Genomic DNA, 17,761 nt, shown 5'->3' with positions numbered 1-17,761 from the left:
GGTTCGCCCCGGCCCTTCGCCCCCTCGCGCCGGAACCTGCTGCGGGCCATGGCCGCCGTGCCGGTCTCGGCCCTCGCCGTGGGCGGGCTGCCCGGCCTGCTCGGTCCGGCCGCGGCGGCCGCGCCGCCCAGCGGCTCCGCCACCCGCTACACCATCGTGCCGTTCCTCAACAGCAACGACGGCACCGTGAACGTCTACCAGTCGGACGACGCGACGGACTTCCGGCTCCTCAGGGCCTCCGCGTACACCCCGCCCGCGGGCCGCATCCGTGACGCCAGCATCCTCAAGCACACCGACGGCTACTACTACATCACCTACACGACCCACACCTGGCAGGACACCAGCACCACCATCGGCTTCGCCCGCAGCTCGGACCGGAGCAACTGGACGTTCCTGTACGACTACCCGGTCCCCATCACCAACCTGTCGCGCGCCTGGGCGCCGGAGTGGTTCGTCGACAGCGACGGCAGCGTGAACATCCTGGTGTCCTGCTCGACCGCCGACGACGAGTGGATCTTCACCCCGTACCGCCTGAGGGCGACCAACTCGGCGCTCACGGCATGGAGTTCACCGGTCGCGCTGTCCGGCATCGGCGCCAACCACATCGACACGTTCGTGGTGAGGACCGGCTCGACCTACCACGCCTTCACGAAGAACGAGACGTCGAAGTACATCGAGTACGCCACGGCCGGCGCGCTCACCGGGCCGTACACCATCAGCCGGACCGGGAACTGGGCGGGCTGGGGCGGCACCCGTGAGGGCGCAGCGCTGATCCAGCTCGACAACGGCGCGTGGCGGATCTTCTTCGACGGGTACGGCGACGGCAGTTACTACTACAGCGACAGCTACGACAGCTTCGCCACCTGGAGCGCGCCCCGGGCCCTGCCGGGCATCTCCGGCACCGCGCGCCACTTCACCGTGCTCAAGGAGACGGTCTCCGGCGGGGTGAGCCTGCCGACGGGGGTGACCCGCTCGATCCGGTCGGGCAACTACACCACCCGTTACTGGCAGGACCAGTCCGCGCTGCTCAACCTCCCCGTGGTGACCGCGTCCAGCACGGCCGCGGAGAAGCTGGCGTCCACGTTCACCGTCGTGACGGGTCTCGCCGACGGGAACGGCTACTCCTTCCGCAACGCGGCGGGCAACTACCTGCGGCACTGGGACTTCCGGGCCCGCTTCGACGCGAACGACGGCTCGTCCACGTTCGCCAGGGACGCGACGTTCATCGTCCGTACGGGCAGCGCCAGTGGCTCGGTGCGGCTGGAGTCGTACAACTATCCCGGCCGCTACCTGCGCCACTACAGCTACCAGCTGCGCGTGGACCCGTCGGACGGCACCGACCTCTTCCGCCAGGACAGTTCATTCGTGGCGGTGAACCCTCTCTGACCTGCGCCACAGCCGCGCCTGCCTCCTACTCTGCCGACCGGTGACGGCTCGACCTGGTGCACTTTCCCTTCGTGCACCAAGTCGGGTCGTAGGGGGAACCCGATTCGCGCACCCGCCGAGCGGCGGTGAGAGAACCCCCGCGCTGCTCCCCAGCACCATGGTGAGAGCATCGCCGCTGGACTGATGGAGCGGGGAGAGGGAGAGCGTGACCCAGGGGCGAATGACTTATGAGATGCGGTACGCGGTGTTTCCGCCGGCCGTCGTCAGCGGGGGTGAACAGGACGAGCAAGGCGGGGCTGTTCGGCTCTGCCGTGATGCCGACGCCCCTGCCCCGGACCGGTATCGCTCCGTCCGCGCCTTCCACATCGTCCCTGACGGGCAGGCCCCGCCGGCCCGGGTGACCACCGAGCGGCCCCTGGGCCCGCGCGTGAACGGGCATCCCGCCGTCTACCGTGTCGAGGACCCGTCCGGCATGTTGCTCGGGCGGATCACGTTGCGGCGTCGCCGCCTTCTCCGGTTCGGCCGGACGCGGTGGACCGTGGAGCCGGCCGTGGGTCCTGCCCTGCGGGGCTATCGGGGCCGCCTGGTGTGGTGGGCGCTGTGGTGGCCGGCGGGACTGCCGGTCAGCCTGCTGTGGGGGATCACCTCCCTTTTGGGCGAGGGCGACGGCGGGTTCGGGCCTCCCCGCCGTGTCATCTGGCGCGACGGCGCGGGCCGGGCACACCTCGTCTTCCGCGGTCTGGCTGACGACTACCGGGTGTTGACGCCCGGCTGGGACCCTCGCCTGGTCACCGCGCTCGTGGGGCTCCACCAGTCGTTCGACCCCTCCGACCGCGCGGGAGCGCTGGGCTGGTACGAAACATGAGCCGACACGGCATCCGACCGCCCGGGTCTCGCTCAGTTCCTGGACCGCAGTGCCCATCCAGTCGACATGCCGCCCTACTCCAGCCCGCGCTTGCCCGGTGCCCAGAACGGCTTGGTGAGCACCGCCCGTCGGTCCCAGCCGGCCTCTCGCACGAGCACCTGCCGCACATGCTGCACGGTCCGCGCCTCCCCGGCGACGTACGCGATCCCGCCTGGCTCAGGGGCGAGGCGTCGCACCGCATCCGGCAGCGAAGTGCCACTCCTGATGATCCAGTTGAGGCGGTCCGAGTACGGCAGGGGGAGCCGGTCGGCAGCCGTCTCCGTCTCGATGCAGCCGGAGATTCGCGCCCCGTCAGGCAGCGCGCCCAGCATCGCGCCGAAGGCGACCGACGCCGTCTCCTCCCCGACGAACACGTGGTGCGCGGCGTCGGGCCGCAGCGTGAACGTCCCTTCCGGCTTGCGCATGCGGACCCGGTCGCCGACTGCGGCCCCGCTCCCCCACCGTGCTCCGGGGCCACCCCCAGGGTGATCCAGTACGCACAACTCGACGGCGCCCTCCGGGTCGTAGCGCCAGATCGAGTACGTGCGCTGAGTCAGTCCGTCGCCGACCAAGATCTTCACCTGCTGTCCGGGGCGGACGGTCAGCCCGGACAGGGCCTCGCCCTCGATGCGCAGGCGACGTAGTCGGGCGGCGACAGGTTCGGTCTCGGTGACCGTGCCCTGAAGCGTCAGCAGGTCCAGGAGGGGGGAGAGCAGGGTAGCCATGGGACTCCTCGGAGACTCGTCAACTCGTCGATGCGGTGGGGCACTTGAGGCCGGCATCGAACCGAACGCGACACTATCGCGTTCCTTTCAGAACGCGATAGTACTCGTCTTTGCGTGTGCCCGGTCGACTACGCCAGGACCGCGCCGAGTTGCGGCGGACGGCTCGACCCGCTCCACGCTCCCGTCTCCGGCAGCAGCGCTCCGGTCCAGCACGGCAAGCAGGGCGCGGATGCCTGGATGTCTGAGGCAGGCCGCGTACCGTCCCGCTGCGGGGCGGCGCAGCACGGTGAGCGGCCACCCAGGTCCGCGGCGGCGTCAGAGCGGGGACACATGGACCCTGGTCACCGGCCGCCGAGTGACCCTTCGACCTGACGCACCTGAGCGACCAGCCGTCTCGACCGCTTGGACCTGAAGGCAACCGGGCCGCAGGACAACCGAGGCCGCGGGCTCAACCTGGCCGCGGGGCGAACCGGGCCTGGAAGCGACCACCCGCCGCCCGGCACACGCGTGTCCGGTGGCCGGGCGGACCTCCATGGGGGAAGAGAGGTCCGACCGGTCGCCGGATGTCAGCACGTTCGTGGTGGCGTCCGGGCCGGCGCTTCCGGGTGGGGCCGGAATCACCGTCCGGGGCGGAGCTTCTTGCCGGGCAGAACCGCAAGGCGCAACGCACGTTCGAGGTGCCGGACGCAGGTCACGCTGATGAACCGGAACGTATTCGGTAAGCGCTTTCTAGTCAACGGCTCGCGTAGTCCGCATCCGGCCAACTCCGCCCCACCCGTGGCCAGACGGCCCGGAAGCCCGTCCACACCCCGCCCGCACCCCCTCCGCACCGGAACCCGCCGTCCGGCGAGTGGAATCGTCCGGTGTGTAATGGGAGGTCAGAGACCGAAGCACCGGACCGAACCACCAGGAGTGTCCATGGCCGCCGACCGGTCCAGACTGCTGTTCGTGACCGATCTGGCCTACCCCGCCAAGGGCCGCCGGTACTGCGACGAGGACATCTTCCTGACCTCCCGGCTCCGCGAGGACTTCGATCTCGCGCTGTGCCACCCGCTCGACGCGCCCGCGCTGGTGGACTCCCCCGGCTTCGACGCGGTCGTGGTCCGCAACAGCGGGCCCGTCCTGCACCACCAGGCCGCGTACGACGCCTTCCGTGACCGGGCGACGGGGCGCGGCATACCGGTCTGCACCCAGCTGACGGGCAAGGGCGACCAGGCCGGCAAGCAGTACCTCGTCGACCTCACCGCCCAGGGCTTTCCCGTGATCCCGACCGTCGACCGGCCGGAAGATCTCGGGCTGCTCACGCGAGCGGCCGAGTACGTGGTGAAGCCGAAGCTCGGCGCGGACTCGATAGGCCTGGAGTTCGTCCCTCCGGAACGGCTGCGGGACCTGGCGTACGACGACGGCCCCGGTGTCCTCGTCCAGCCGCGCGTCGACTTCCGGTACGAGGTGTCGTTCTACTACGTCGACCACACCTTCCAGTACGCCCTGTACGCGCCCAGCCCCGACCGGCGCTGGCACCTCGAACGCTACGAACCCACGCCCGCCGACCTGGACTTCGCGGCGCGTTTCATCGACTGGAACGACATCGACCACGGAATCCAGCGCGTCGACGCCTGCCGCGCTCCGGACGGCGGACTGCTGCTGGTCGAGCTGGAGGATCTCAACCCCTACCTGTCCCTGGACCTCCTCGACGACGCGACCCGTGACGCGTTCGTGGGCAGTTTCAAGGCGTCCCTCCACCGCCTGCTCGGCCGGAGCTGATCCCCGCCGTACGCACCCGGGAGCAAGCGCGTCCCCCGGCGCGACCTGGGACGGCGGCACCCGTCACGCTCGATAAAGGTCTGCCCAAGGGCTCTTGACACGCCCGGACCAGGTCGCTTTACTCCATCCAACGCCAGCCGAGCACCTGGCGCGAGAGGGACGCCCAGCCGGTAGACGGTCCACGCACCGTGAGCCCGGACAAAGTCGCCAGGACGGCCGCACAGCGGCGGATTCCGAGGCGGGGACGTACCCCCCGGTCTCTGGAGCTCATCATGTTCCTCCCCCTCCCCCACCGAACGACCTCGTTCGGCGACCGAGTGAGTGCGGCCGGGTGCCAGGACTCGGCCTCTCCGCGCGTGCGACACCGTAGGCGCTGATCGCCCCGGCGCCACCCCGCGCGCCACGCGCCGCGTGTCTGTGCCCTGCGCATCGCGCACTCGCGCTCCGCACTTCGGGCAGCCCGCGCTGCCGGTCATGCCATTCATGCCGGTACTGCCAGTCGTGCCGCTACCGCCCGCACTGCCGGGTAGCGGCCCGCGTCACCCACCGACCCGCGTCACCTCGCCCACCCGCACCGCCGGCCGTGTCGTGGCGCCCCGCAACAACGTCCCGTAACCGCCTCACGCACGTACTCCTGGGGGCTCCTATGGCCGCAGCACCTCGTCCGAGCGGCACTCCCGCACGACCGTCCCGCCGCACGGTGCTGCGGCGGAGCGCGGCTGTGGCGGGAGGCGCCGCCGCGGCGGCAGCCGTGTCGGCATGCGCGGGACCGGGCAGCGGTGTCGACGCCGACGGCCGGGTCAGGATCGAGGTGTGGCACGGACAGACCGACACCGGCCGGGCCGCGATCGAGGCCCTGACGGCGGAGTTCAACCGCACCCACCCGCGCATCCGGGTCGACCTCGGCGGCGGCGTCCTCTCGGACGCGATGCTGCAGAAGATCACCGCCGCCCTCGCCTCCGGTTCGTTCCCGGACATCGCCTACATCTTCGGCTCCGACCTGGCGAACGTCGCCCGCAGTCCCTCCGTGGTGGACCTGACGGACACGTTCCACTCCGGTCCTGTCCCCTGGAAGGACTTCTGGGCGCCGGCCCGCGAGGCGGTCACCCTCAACGGCCAGGTGCGGGCCGCCCCCGCACTCATCGACTCACTGGCGGTGGTGTGCAACAAGAAGCTCTTCCGTGACGCCGGTCTGCCGCTGCCCCGGCCCGGCTGGAGCTGGGACGACTTCACGGAGACGGCGGCCAAGCTCACCGATCGTGCGCGCGGCGTCTTCGGCACGGGCTGGCCCGGCGTGGGCGACGAGGACACCGTGTGGCGGCTGTGGCCGATGATCTGGGACCTCGGAGGTGACGTCACCAGCCAAGACGGCCGCAGGGTCGGCTTCGAGGACACCGGTCTCAGGGCCCTGCGGACGGTGGAAGCCCTGGTCAAGGCACGGAGCGTCTACATCGACGCCAAGAGCGGCAGCGAGCAGATGTACCGGGTCTTCCTCTCGGGCCGCATGGGCATGGCCGTCACCGGGCCCTGGCAACTCCCCGACATCCGGCAGGCGAAGGTCGACTACCACGTCGTACCGCTGCCCAGTTACAGCGGCAGACCCATCACCATCTCCGGGCCCGACACCTGGACCGTCTTCGACAACGGCGAGGCCCGCGTCGAGGCGGCCCGCACCTTCGTGACCTGGCTGTCGCAGCCCGCCCACGACGTGCGGTGGGACATCAAGGCCGGCAGCCTGCCCCTCAGCCGGGGCACACAGGCGCTGTCCCAGTGGCAGAAGCAGGAGGCTGACACCCCGGGGCTGCGGGTGTTCACCAAGTCCCTGGAGTCGGCGCGGGTGCGGCCGGTCCATCCGGCGTATCCGCAGATCTCGCAGTCGCTCGGCCAGGCGATCACCGCCGTGCTCCTCGGCCGCAGCTCCCCCGCCGAGGCCCTGCGCGACTGCGTGGACGAAGCCAACGCCGCCCTGCTCATCCCGCGTTGAGAGGACCTGTCATGCCCCGCCTGCCCACCCCTGTGACGCTCCCGGACCGGGGCGAGAAGCGCAGCGCCCGTACGCGACCACGCCCCCTCCTCGGCAAGGGCGGTGCGGCCCCCGACACCCCGCCGGGTCGTCACACGCCACGCCGGCGGCTGCGGCAGGAGACGGCGACCGCCTGGGCGTTCGTCGCGCCCTCCGTCCTCGTCATCCTCGGACTGAGTGTCGTTCCCGTCATCTGGTCGCTCCTGCTGTCCTTCCAGGCCGACGATCTCGTGACGCCGAGCCGGTGGGTCGGCCTGGACAACTACCGGGCGCTCGCACAGGACCCCCACTTCGACCAGGCGGTGCGCAACACCCTCGTGTACACGCTGCTGTACGTACCGCTGAGCATCGGCTTCGGGCTGCTGCTCGCCCTCGCCCTGAACCGGCGCATCCGGCTCGTCGGGCTCTACCGGACCCTCATCTTCGTGCCGTTCGTCATCTCGGCCGCCGCCCAGGGCGTGCTGTTCTCCTTCATCCTCGACCCCGAGTTCGGAGCGGCCAACGCCGTCCTGGACAAGTTCGGGATCTCCCCCCAGGGCTTCCTCAACGACCCCGGCCAGGCGCTCGCCGCCCTGCTCGCGATCTCCCTGTGGAGCGGTACCGGCTTCTGCGTGGTGGTGCTGCTCGCGGCGCTGCAGGACGTCCCGCCCTCCCTCGTCGAGGCGGCCCGCCTCGACGGGGCCGGGCGGCTGCGGCTGCTGCGCCACGTCGTCCTGCCCTCGCTCGGACCCGTCATGGTCTTCCTGCTGCTGTGGCAGGCCATCACCTCTCTGCAGGTCTTCGACCTGGTCTATGTCACGACGAAGGGCGGCCCGCTGGGGTCCACCACGGTGATCGTCTACTTCATCTGGGAGCAGGCGTTCAAGAACTTCACGGCGGGTTACGGCGCGGCGGCGGCGTACGCCCTGGCGCTCGCCCTGCTGCTGCTCGCCGCCGTGCCCCGGCTGGCGCGGGCCCTGCGTGACCGGTTCGCGCCCGATCGGACCCCGCGCGCCCGGGCCCGCGCGGACCGGCACCTCGAAGGAGCCGCACGATGACCACCGCATCCCCCGCGCCGGCCGGGCGCCGCAGACTGCTGCCGTTCAGTCCCTGGCACCTCCTGCTCGCCCCGCTCTGTCTGGTCTTCGCGGTCCCGCTGCTCTGGCTGCTGCTCAGTTCCGTCATGAGCGACGCCGAGATCAACCGCTTCCCGCCCGCGCTGTGGCCGTCGGGGATCGACCTGGACGGCTACCGGTACGTCATCGGCAACGCGATGTTCCCCCGGTGGTTCGCCAACTCGCTGATCGTGTCCCTGACCGCCGTGGCGTCCAACCTGGTGCTGGGCTCGCTGGGCGGCTACGCCTTCGCCCGTATGCGGTTCGCCGGTTCGCGGCTCCTGCTCGCCCTCATGCTGGCCACGATGGCGATTCCGTTCCAGCTGACCATGATCCCGACCTTCCTGGTCATGAAGCGGCTGGGACTCATCGACTCGCTGGGCGCACTGATCGTCCCCTCGCTGGTCACGCCGTTCGCGGTGTTCCTGCTGCGCCAGTTCTTCCTGTCGCTGCCCAGGGAGTTGGAGGAGGCGGCGTGGCTCGACGGCTGTTCACGGCTGGGCGTGCTCGGGCGGATCGTGCTGCCGCTGTCCCGGCCGGCGCTGAGCACCGTGGCCGTCCTGACGTTCCTCACCACGTGGAACGACCTGACCTGGCCGTTGATCGCCATCAACCATGACACCCAGTACACCCTGCAACTGGGCCTGACGACCTTCCAGGGCCAGCACCACACCCGGTGGTCCGCGGTCATGGCGGGCAACATGATCACCGTACTGCCCGTGCTGCTGGCCTTCCTGTTCGCCCAGAAGACCTTCATCCAGTCGATCACGTCGAGCGGCCTCAAGGGCTGACCCGCGCCCGGTGCCGGCGCCGGCACCGACGACGACGCCAACGGCCGACAACCCACTTCGCACATCAACACCCCATGCCCTGACGCCCGTTGTCGGCTGCCCGCTGCCCTCTCCGCTCGCTGCTCTCTGCCCGCCGACCGCACTGCTCTCCGCACCCGCCTCTCAGGAAGACGTATGCCGCACACCTTCGACTTCGACCTGCTCGTCATCGGGGACGCCAACCCCGATGTCGTCCTAGGTCCGCTCGACGCACCGCTCGCCTTCGGGCAGCATGAGCAACTCGTCGACTCCGGACTGCTCACCCTCGGTGGCTCGGCCGCCGTCACCGCCGCAACGGCCCCTGAGTCCGTCGAGGCGGCGGCCGCGGCCCTGGCGGCGTACGACCCGCATGTGATCGTCAAGAACGGCGCGGACGGAGCCCTCGCCCACGACGGCTCCACCCTGCTGCGCACGGACGGCATCCCCGCCAGGCCGGTGGACACCGTCGGGGCCGGCGACAGTTTCGACGCCGGGTTCGTCGCCGCCCGGCTGCGGGGTCTGTCCACCGCCGACGCCCTCGCCCTCGCCGCGGCCTGCGGCGCGCTGTCCACCCGCGCCCATGGGGGCACTCCGTCCCAGCCCACCTGGGACGAGGCCGTCGCCGCCCTCTCCCGTAACGGAAAGAACCTCTGATGACTCTCAGTACCCCGAAGATCGTGTTCATCGGCGCGGGCAGTGTCGTGTTCACCCAGGGCCTGCTGGCCGACCTGCTGGCCTTCCCCGAACTGCGGGGCGCCCACATCGCGTTGCACGACATCGACACCGAACGCCTCGCCACCGCCGAGGGTGCGGCCCGGCAGATCGCGGACCGGCTCACCGGGACCGGGGGCGGGTCCCCCCACCCTCGGGTGACCGCTCATCTCGATCGCCGCGCGGCTCTGCAGGACGCCGACTTCGTCATCAACATCGTGCAGGTCGGCATGGGCGAGGCCACCCGGACCGACTTCGAGATCCCGCAGCGTCACGGCCTGCGCCAGACGATCGGCGACACCCTGGGGATCGGCGGCATCTTCCGCGCGCTGCGCACCTTCCCCGTGCTGAAGTCGCTCGCCGCCGACATCACCGAGCTGTGCCCGGACGCCTGGCTGCTGAACTACACCAATCCCATGGCCATGAACGTCCAGTACCTGACCCGAGCCACCGGTCTGACCCGTGTCGTGGGCCTGTGCCACTCGGTGTACTGGACCATCCACGACCTGGGCGAACTGCTCGGCGTTCCGTACGAGGAGATCACCTACCGTGCCGCCGGGGTCAACCACCAGGCGTGGGTGCTGCGCCTGGAGCACCAGGGCACCGACCTCTACCCGCTCCTCGACAAACTGATCGAGCAGGACCCGCAGTTGCGGCGCCGGGTCCGCGTGGACATGTACCGGCGCCTCGGTTTCTACCCGACCGAGACGAGCGAGCACTCCTCCGAGTACGTCCCCTGGTACCTGCACCACGACAACGAGATCGAAAGGCTCCGGCTGCCGGTCGGCGCCTACCTCGGCATCGTCGACGAGAACGTCGCCGCCTACGAGGAGACCCGCCGGGCACTCGCCGCCGGTACGCCCCTGGCGGTCGAAGGGACCATGGAGTACGCCCCGCAGATCATCCACAGCATCGTGACCGGCACTCCGCGCACGGTCTACGGCAACGTCCCCAACCACGGCCTGATCGACAACCTCCCGGCCACCGGAACCGTCGAAGTGCCCTGCCTGGTGGACGGGTTGGGTGTCCAGCCGACCAAGGTCGGTGCGCTGCCACCACAGTTGGCCGCGCTCAACCGCAACTACCTGAGCATGAACGAGCTCGTGGTCCGCGCCGCCGTCGAGGACGACCCCCGGTCCGTGCGCCAGGCGGCCATGGCCGATCCCGCCACCGCCGCAGCCCTGCCGGTCGAGCGTATCTGGGACCTGTGCGACGACATGGTACGAGCCCACGCGGAGCTCCTCCAGCCCTCGCTGCGGGCCACGCTCGGCCACTGACCCCGAGGGCCTGTAGTGCGTAGGCACCAGGCCATGGGGGTGGCTGGTCCGTTCGCACCAGGCGGGGACGGCGACGGGGAACGATGCCCGGCGGGGGCGCCGGAGGGAAGTGTGGGAGACGCGTCGATCGCACGCGTCTCCCCTTTCCTCGCGGTGTCTGGAGTGATCACAGGTGGCAACTTTTCTCTACCGGATCGGACGGTGGGCCTTCCGGCGCCGGCGGCTCGTGGGCGGACTGTGGCTGGGTGCCCTGGTGCTGGCCGTGGCCGCCGCCGCCCTGGCGCCGGCCGGGGAGGAGGAAGACCTCTCCATGCCCGGCACCGAGTCGCAGCAGGCGTTCGACCTGCTGGACGAGCGCTTCCCCGAGAGCAACTCCCAGGGTGCAGAAGCCCGTCTGGTGTTCCGGGCCCCGGACGGGCAGCGGGTGACGGCCCAGCGGAACAGGGCGGCCGTCGAGGACACCCTCGGCTCGGTGGACGGGGGCGGTCAGGTCGCGTCGGCCTCCGACCCCTATGAGACCGGCGCTGTCAGCGAGGACGGCACCATCGCCTACTCCACGGTCACCTACACCGCGGACGCCGTCGACCTGACCGGGCCCACGAAGAGCGCGCTCGAAAGCGCGGCGGACCGGGCCAGGGACGCGGGGCTGACCGTGGAGATCGGCGGCTCCGCCCTGGACTCGGAGGAGGAGCCGGGCGGTACGACGGAGATCGTCGGCGTGGCGGTGGCCGCGGTGGTGCTCGTCCTCGCCCTCGGCTCGCTGGTCGCGGCCGGCCTGTCGCTGCTGACCGCCGTCGTGGGTGTGGCCATCGCCTTCGGCCTGGTCTCCGCGCTGGCGGCGCCGCTGGGCCTGACGTCCACCGTCGCCATCCTGGCGCTGATGCTGGGTCTCGCGGTCGGCATCGACTACGCGCTCTTCATCACCTCCCGCTTCCGCGACGAGCGCGCCCGGGGCAGCGACCCGGAGGAGGCCGCGGGCCGGGCGGTGGGCACGGCCGGATCCGCCGTCGTCTTCGCCGGCGCCACCGTCTTCATCGCGCTGGTCGGACTGGGCGTCGTCGGCATCCCCGAACTCACCAAGATGGGCTTGGGCGGCGCGGGCGCCGTGGCCCTCGCCGTACTCGTCGCGCTGACCCTGGTCCCCGCGCTGTTCGGCTTCTTCGGCCGACGGGTGCTGTCCCGCGCCGTCCGCAGGGCCGACGGGCCGGGCAGCGAGCGCGTGCACCGGGTGGCCCCCGCGGCCGGCCGGCCCGGGATCGGTACCCGCTGGGCGCGGTTCGTGCTGCGCCGGCCGGGAGCCGTGCTGCTGACCGCCGTACTCGGCCTCGGGGCGGTCGCCCTGCCGGCGCTGAGTCTCGAACTCGGCCTGCCCGGCGACGAGTCCAAGTCGGTGGAGACCACTGAGCGGCGCGCCTACGACCTGCTGTCGGAAGGCTTCGGCCCCGGCTTCAACGGGCCGCTGACCGTGGTCGTGGACACCTCGGAGGCCACCGACGCCCGCGCCGCCACGGACCTGGTCGTCAGGACCGTACGAGGAGTGGACGGGGTCGCGTCGGTCGGTGATCCGGTGCTCAGCAGGACCAAGGACACGGCCGTCCTGACCGCCGTCCCGCGGACCGCGCCGAACAGCGGCGAGACCAAGGACCTGGTGCAGGCGATCCGGGACACGGTCTCCGGTGTCGAGGCCGACACAGGCGCCACTGTCCTGGTGACCGGCACCACCGCGCTGAACATCGACATCTCCGAAGCCATGTCGGATGCCCTCCTCCCCTATCTGGCCGTGGTCATCGGCCTGGCGGTCCTGCTGCTGATGGTGGTCTTCCGCTCGCTCCTGGTCCCCGTCAAGGCCGCCCTCGGCTTCCTGCTGTCGGTGGGGGCCGCCTTCGGTGTCCTCGTCGCCGTCTTCCAGTGGGGCTGGGCGGCCGACCTGCTCGGTATCGAGCAGACCGGACCGGTGATGTCGCTGATGCCGATCCTCATCATCGGCATCGTGTTCGGCCTCGCGATGGACTACGAGGTCTTCCTCCTCACCCGGATGCGGGAGGCCTACGTCCATGGCGCCTCCCCCGGCGACGCGATCGTCAGCGGCTTCCGGCACAGCGGACGTGTGGTGGCCGCGGCGGCGATCATCATGATCAGTGTGTTCGGCGGTTTCGTCGGGATGAGCAGCCCGACCATCCAGACGATGGGCGTGGGGCTGGCCGCCGCCGTGGCCTTCGACGCCTTCGTGGTCCGGATGGCGATCGCCCCCGCGGTCCTCGCACTGCTCGGCCACCGTGCCTGGTGGCTGCCCCGTATCCTGAACCGTGTGCTGCCGAACGTGGACATCGAGGGTGAGGCACTGAGCGGGCATGCCCCGGCCGCCACGACCGGACCGGGTGCGGCGGTGCCGCATCTCCCCGTCGGCCGGCGCTGAACCGGCCATGACGGACGCAAGGGGCGCCGGCCCGCGATCACACGGCATGTGGTGGCGGGAGGCAGCGGTCACGGCGACGGCGTTCGTGCTCTGTCTGCTCGGCGGCGTGATCCAGGTCGACGACACGCTGTCGGCGCCGTCCGTCGCCGCCCACTTCGTCGCCGTGGTGTCCTGTGCCGTACTGCCCATGCGACACCGGGCGCCCCTGGCCGCCCTGGCGGCCACGACCGCGGCCGGCGTCCTGGTCCAGCCCCTGGGCCTCCTGCTGAGCCCGCTCATCGTGGCCCCCGCCCTGATCACCGCCTACTCCTACACGCTCGCCGCGCGCACCGAACAGCGCGCGGCGGGCGCCGTGTCGCTCAGTGCCGCCGTACTGCTGGTGGCTTCCATCCCCTTGACCGGGGACCTCTCGTGGCAGGACGCGAGCCGGATAGCAGTGGTGTCGGCGTCCCCGCTGGTGGCCGGCGTGCTCGGGCACTCGGTGCGCAACCGCCGGGCCTACCTGGCGGCCGTGGAGGAGCGGGCCAGGCGGGCCGAGGAGAGCCGGGACACCGAGGCGCGCCGGAGAGTGGCCGAGGAACGGGTGCGTATCGCCCGCGAGCTGCACGACCTGGTGGCCCATCAGATCACCCTGGCCAACGCGCAGGCCACGGTCGCCGCCCACCTCTTCGACACGCGCCCGGAGCAGACCCGTAGAAGCCTCGGGGAGTTGGTCGAGACCACCGGGCACGCGCTCGACGAACTGCGGGCCACGGTCGGCCTGTTGCGGCAGTCCGGGGACAAGGCCGCACCCGCCGAACCGGCGCCCGGGCTGTCCCGGCTTCCCTCGCTCGTCGAGTCCTTCCACCGCGCGGGACTTGAGGTGTCGGTGCACCAGGACGGCACGGCCAGGCCGCTGCCGCCGGGCGTCGACCTCACCGCCTACCGCATCCTCCAGGAGGCCCTGACCAACGTGACCAAACACTCCGGTACCCGCAGCGCCCGGGTGCGGCTCGTCTGGAACCGCGACCACGTGACCGTCACGGTCGCCGACGACGGAGGAGGCACGCGCGCGGTACCGGGTGCGTCCGCGGCCGCGGACCGTCCGCCGTCCGGCTTCGGGCTGATCGGGATGCGCGAACGGGCCACCGCGGTCGGGGGCCACCTCCTCGCGGGCAGGCGCGCGGAGGGCGGCTTCCTCGTCTCCGCCCGGCTGCCCCTGCCGCCCGCCAAGGACACCGGAGACACTCCATGACGCTCAGGGTGCTGCTGGCCGACGATCAGGCCCTGCTCCGCGGTGCCTTCCGGATGCTTCTCGACAGCGCCGACGACATCACCGTGGTCGGCGAGGCGGGCGACGGCAGGGAGGCGGTGCGACTCACCCGGGAGCTGCGCCCCGACGTGGTGATCATGGACATCCGTATGCCCGAGGTGGACGGTCTCACCGCCACCTCGGAGATCTGCGCGGACCCGGACCTGCGGAGCAGCCGCATCCTGATCCTCACCACGTACGAGACCGACGAGTACGTCGCTCAGGCGCTGCGCGCGGGGGCCGGCGGTTTCATCGGCAAGGGCATCGGGGCCGAGGACCTGCTGGACGCCGTGCGGACGATCGCGGCCGGCGACACTCTGCTGTCCCCCGCCGCGACCCGTTCCCTGGTGGCCCGCTTCCTGGCCACGCCGGACGACCCCGTGCCCCAGCGCGCCGAACAGCTCGCCGTGCTCACCCCGCGCGAACGCGAGATGGTGGCGCTGGTCGCGACCGGTCTGTCCAACCAGGAGATCGCCGAGCGGATGTTCCTCAGCCCCTTCACGGTACGCGCCCATGTGCAGCGCGCCATGACGAAGCTGGAGGCCCGCGACCGGGCCCAGCTCGTCGTCATCGCCTACCGGACGGGCCTGGCCCACGCCACCCCCGACGGCCTGTCGTGACCGGCTGCCGGGGGCGGGCGGTTCGCGCGTCTACCGACCGAACTCGGGCAGCGTAAGGGCCGAATGGGCCGGGCGGGCCGGTGGCGAGGGAAGGGTGACGAGGTCGCGCAGCATGGCGTCGCGTCGCTCCAACGCCCGTGCCGTGGTGGGGAAGAGTGTGGCCGTGCCCTCGCCGACCAGGGCCTGGTTCATGGCCACGAACGGGCGGGTCCCGCGTTCGTGGGCGGCGAAGGCCGCGCTGTGATCCCGGTGCGTGGCCAGGGCGTGGGCCAGGGTGTAGGCGCCGACCAGCGCGAGGCTCGATCCCTGCCCGGTGAGGAACGAGGGCGCGTACGCGGCGTCGCCGACGAGCGCGACGCGGCCTCTGGACCAGTGGGGCATACGGATCTGACCGGCCGTGTCGAAGAACAGGTCGTCGGCGTCGCGCAGGGCGTCGACGATGTCAGGGACCTTCCATCCCGCGCCCGCGAAGGTCGTGGCGACCAGTTCCCGCTGGGCGTCGGGGTCCCGCAGGACGTCGAACGGCGGTTTCGGCCGGTGGAAGGTGAGGAAGGCGTGCAGTTCGTCGTCGCCCCCGACGGCGTAGAGGGCCGCCGCTCTGCCCGGGGTGTTCCACAGCACGAGTTCCCGGGAGAGCCCGAAGGTGTTCGGCAGGGTGAACAGGGCGAAGCAGTAGCCGAGATGGCGGTGGAACTGTTCCTCGGGGCCGAACACCAACTCCCGGGTGTGCGAGTGCATGCCGTCGGCGCCGACCACGAGGTCGAACGTACGCCGTCGGCCACTGCGGAAGGTGACGTCGACACCGTGTCCGTACTCTCCGTGCTGGTCGGGGGTGTCGACGCCGTCGAGGGTGTCTATGGAGTCGTCGAACAGGAACTCCACGTCGTCGCGGACCAGCCCGTGGAGCAGGGCGGCCAGATCCCCGCGGCGCACCTCCAGGTCCTGGCCCTCGACGCTGCCGGCCACGGCGCTCGGGCTGACCGACGTCACCTCGCGGCCGTCGGCGTCGAGGAAGGTGCAGCGGCGCGAGTCGATGTGCGCTTCCCGCAGCCGCGGCAGTATCCCCATGCGCCGGACCACCTCGATCGCGGTGCCGCGGATGTCGATCGGGTAGCCGCCGGTGCGCGGGGCGCCGGCCTTCTCCACCACGGTGACCGCCCATCCGGAGCGGTGCAGCCAGTACGCCAGCGCGGGTCCGGCGATACTGGCTCCGGAGATCAGGACGTTGCGCTTCCCGGTGGTCCTCACGTCCATCGGCGGAGTGGTCGGTGTCATGCCTGGGCTCCCTTCTTCGTGAGACGGACGACGAGCAGCGACAGCGCGGCGACGAGGCCGGCGACGGCGAACCCCGTGGCGAAGGCCGATTCGGCCGGCAGGCCTGTCGTCGACCCCGTCCCGGCGTCGAGCAGCGCGCCGGCCACCTGGGCGCCCAGCGCGACACCGATCACGCGGGTCACCACGAGCAGGCCGGTGGCGATGCCGATGTCCTTGGTCGCGACGGCGGTGGCGGTACCGGCGAGCAGGGCCGTGGTGCCGACGCCCGCGGCGAACGCGGTCAGCACCTTCGCGAGGACGAGCTGCCATTCCGCGCCGTGCAGCCAGGCCAGGGCGATCATCGTGACCGCCGTGACGGCAGAGCCGGCGACGACCACGGCACGCGAGCCGAAACGGCGCACCGCGATCCCGCCGACCGAATCGCTCACCGCTCCGGCGACGGCGCCGGGCAGCAGGAACAGTCCGATGCCGGTGGTGCCGGCTCCGAAGCCGTAGCCGTCGCCTGAAACGGCGAACAGTTGCGGGAGCAGGAAGAGCACCATCCCGGAACTGGTGGACATGACGAAGGTGAGTACGCAGGCGTGCCACATCGCGGGCTTCGCCAGCATGCGCAGATCGACCATCGGCGAGGGTGCCCGGCGCTCGACGGCGACCCAGCCGGCCGCGAGGGCGGCCACGACCACCGCCACGGCACCGACCGCGAGGGGCGGCAGACCGCCGTCCCTCGTCACCGTCACGAGCCCGAGCATGAACGCGAGCAGTGTGCCGCTGAGCAGCACCACACCGGGCCAGTCGATCCCGTTCTCCGACCGGGCCGGCGGATCGTGCGGCAGCAACCGGCTCACGGCCACCGTCGTCGCGGCGATCGCGAGCGTCGGGAGCGCGAACATCCAGTGCCAGGACAGGCTTTCGGAGATCGGTCCGGCGAACAGCATGCCCACCATGCCGCCGCCCGTGAACAGTGCGACGACCGCGCCGATCGCCACCTGCGACTCCTGCGGCGGAAGGTGGGTGCGCACCAGGATGAAGGAAAGGGGCAGCGCCCCCACCATCACGCCCTGCAGCACCTGACCGAGCAACAGCACCGGTAGGTTCGGCGCCAGCGCGGCGAGCAGGCCACCGGCCGAGACCACGGCCGTCAGCGCGACCAGTACCCGCTTCCCGCCGTAGCGGTCGCCGAGTTTGCCCGCGACGGGTGCGACGACCGCACCCGTGATCAGTAACGTGTTGCCGACCAGTGCTCCTTCGGCGGGGCTGACCCCCAGCTCGCGTTGCAGCAGCGGGAGCGCGGGCTCCACCACCGACTGCAGGGCGCCGAGGGCGAGGGCCAGGATGCCGAGGGCACCGATCGACACTCTGCCGAGGCGGACCGGGGGTGGCGCGGCTTCGGGCAGGGACGTTCTTGTCATCACCTGTTGATCACTCCAGACACCGGAGGGAGGGGTGGGGTCGCGTGGGATCCACGC

General features: G+C 71.3%; 14 protein-coding genes. 11 read left to right on the top strand and 3 right to left on the bottom strand.

Features of this window, described 5'->3' with window-relative positions; translation table 11 throughout:
- Window positions 1-48 precede the first annotated feature (48 nt).
- Together IE278_RS27610 and IE278_RS27605 are read left to right on the top strand one after the other, a co-directional pair.
- Window positions 49-1,386: an AbfB domain-containing protein gene (locus tag IE278_RS27610; RefSeq protein ID WP_246570761.1), complete on the top strand. Its 1,338-nt coding sequence runs from the start codon at window positions 49-51 to the stop codon at window positions 1,384-1,386.
- A 220-nt stretch (window positions 1,387-1,606) separates the two neighbouring features.
- A complete protein-coding gene (locus IE278_RS27605; protein WP_189775985.1) occupies window positions 1,607-2,251 on the top strand; it encodes a hypothetical protein in 645 nt (214 codons plus the stop codon).
- 74 nt (window positions 2,252-2,325) lie between these two features.
- Here IE278_RS27605 and IE278_RS27600 read toward each other — a convergent pair whose 3' ends face one another.
- Window positions 2,326-3,015 (bottom strand): siderophore-interacting protein, encoded by a 690-nt coding sequence (locus IE278_RS27600; RefSeq protein WP_189775984.1) that lies wholly within the window; start codon window positions 3,013-3,015, stop codon window positions 2,326-2,328.
- Between the two features lie 918 nt (window positions 3,016-3,933).
- On the opposite strand from IE278_RS27600, the gene IE278_RS27595 reads away from it, so the two are divergent.
- From IE278_RS27595 to IE278_RS27555, 9 genes are all read left to right on the top strand, one after another.
- Window positions 3,934-4,779 carry an ATP-grasp domain-containing protein gene (locus IE278_RS27595; RefSeq protein ID WP_189775983.1) on the top strand — a complete coding sequence of 282 codons (846 nt, stop codon included), beginning with the start codon at window positions 3,934-3,936 and terminating at the stop codon, window positions 4,777-4,779.
- A 646-nt stretch (window positions 4,780-5,425) separates the two neighbouring features.
- Window positions 5,426-6,763, top strand: coding sequence for an ABC transporter substrate-binding protein (locus IE278_RS27590; RefSeq protein WP_189775982.1), 1,338 nt, complete (start codon window positions 5,426-5,428; stop codon window positions 6,761-6,763).
- A gap of 11 nt (window positions 6,764-6,774) precedes the next feature.
- Window positions 6,775-7,839, top strand: coding sequence for a carbohydrate ABC transporter permease (locus tag IE278_RS27585; RefSeq protein WP_189775981.1), 1,065 nt, complete (start codon window positions 6,775-6,777; stop codon window positions 7,837-7,839).
- Window positions 7,836-8,687 carry a carbohydrate ABC transporter permease gene (locus IE278_RS27580; RefSeq protein ID WP_189775980.1) on the top strand — a complete coding sequence of 284 codons (852 nt, stop codon included), beginning with the start codon at window positions 7,836-7,838 and terminating at the stop codon, window positions 8,685-8,687. The genes IE278_RS27585 and IE278_RS27580 overlap by 4 nt, the downstream gene beginning before the upstream one ends.
- Before the next feature lie 174 nt (window positions 8,688-8,861).
- On the top strand, window positions 8,862-9,359 hold the full coding sequence (locus tag IE278_RS27575; protein ID WP_189775979.1) for a PfkB family carbohydrate kinase: 498 nt from the start codon (window positions 8,862-8,864) through the stop codon (window positions 9,357-9,359).
- Window positions 9,359-10,693: an alpha-glucosidase/alpha-galactosidase gene (locus IE278_RS27570; protein ID WP_189775978.1), complete on the top strand. Its 1,335-nt coding sequence runs from the start codon at window positions 9,359-9,361 to the stop codon at window positions 10,691-10,693. The genes IE278_RS27575 and IE278_RS27570 overlap by 1 nt, the downstream gene beginning before the upstream one ends.
- 172 nt (window positions 10,694-10,865) lie before the next feature.
- Window positions 10,866-13,109 carry an MMPL family transporter gene (locus tag IE278_RS27565; RefSeq protein WP_189775977.1) on the top strand — a complete coding sequence of 748 codons (2,244 nt, stop codon included), beginning with the start codon at window positions 10,866-10,868 and terminating at the stop codon, window positions 13,107-13,109.
- 7 nt (window positions 13,110-13,116) lie between these two features.
- Window positions 13,117-14,343 (top strand): sensor histidine kinase, encoded by a 1,227-nt coding sequence (locus tag IE278_RS27560; protein ID WP_189775976.1) that lies wholly within the window; start codon window positions 13,117-13,119, stop codon window positions 14,341-14,343.
- Window positions 14,340-15,020, top strand: a complete 681-nt coding sequence (locus tag IE278_RS27555) for a response regulator transcription factor (RefSeq protein WP_189775975.1) — start codon at window positions 14,340-14,342, stop codon at window positions 15,018-15,020. Before IE278_RS27560 ends, IE278_RS27555 begins: the two co-directional genes overlap by 4 nt.
- 30 nt (window positions 15,021-15,050) lie before the next feature.
- On the opposite strand, the gene IE278_RS27550 is transcribed toward IE278_RS27555, so the two are convergent.
- Window positions 15,051-16,295: a Rossmann-fold NAD(P)-binding domain-containing protein gene (locus IE278_RS27550; RefSeq protein WP_189775974.1), complete on the bottom strand. Its 1,245-nt coding sequence runs from the start codon at window positions 16,293-16,295 to the stop codon at window positions 15,051-15,053.
- On the bottom strand, window positions 16,292-17,704 hold the full coding sequence (locus tag IE278_RS27545) for an MFS transporter (RefSeq protein WP_189775973.1): 1,413 nt from the start codon (window positions 17,702-17,704) through the stop codon (window positions 16,292-16,294). The genes IE278_RS27550 and IE278_RS27545 overlap by 4 nt, the downstream gene beginning before the upstream one ends.
- Window positions 17,705-17,761: the final 57 nt, after the last annotated feature.

The sequence above is a fragment of the Streptomyces tauricus genome, from assembly GCF_014650955.1.
In the GTDB taxonomy this organism is placed as follows: domain Bacteria; phylum Actinomycetota; class Actinomycetes; order Streptomycetales; family Streptomycetaceae; genus Streptomyces; species Streptomyces tauricus.
The sequence above is the reverse complement of the archived record's forward strand: the minus strand, read 5'-3'. Positions and strand labels throughout refer to the sequence as shown.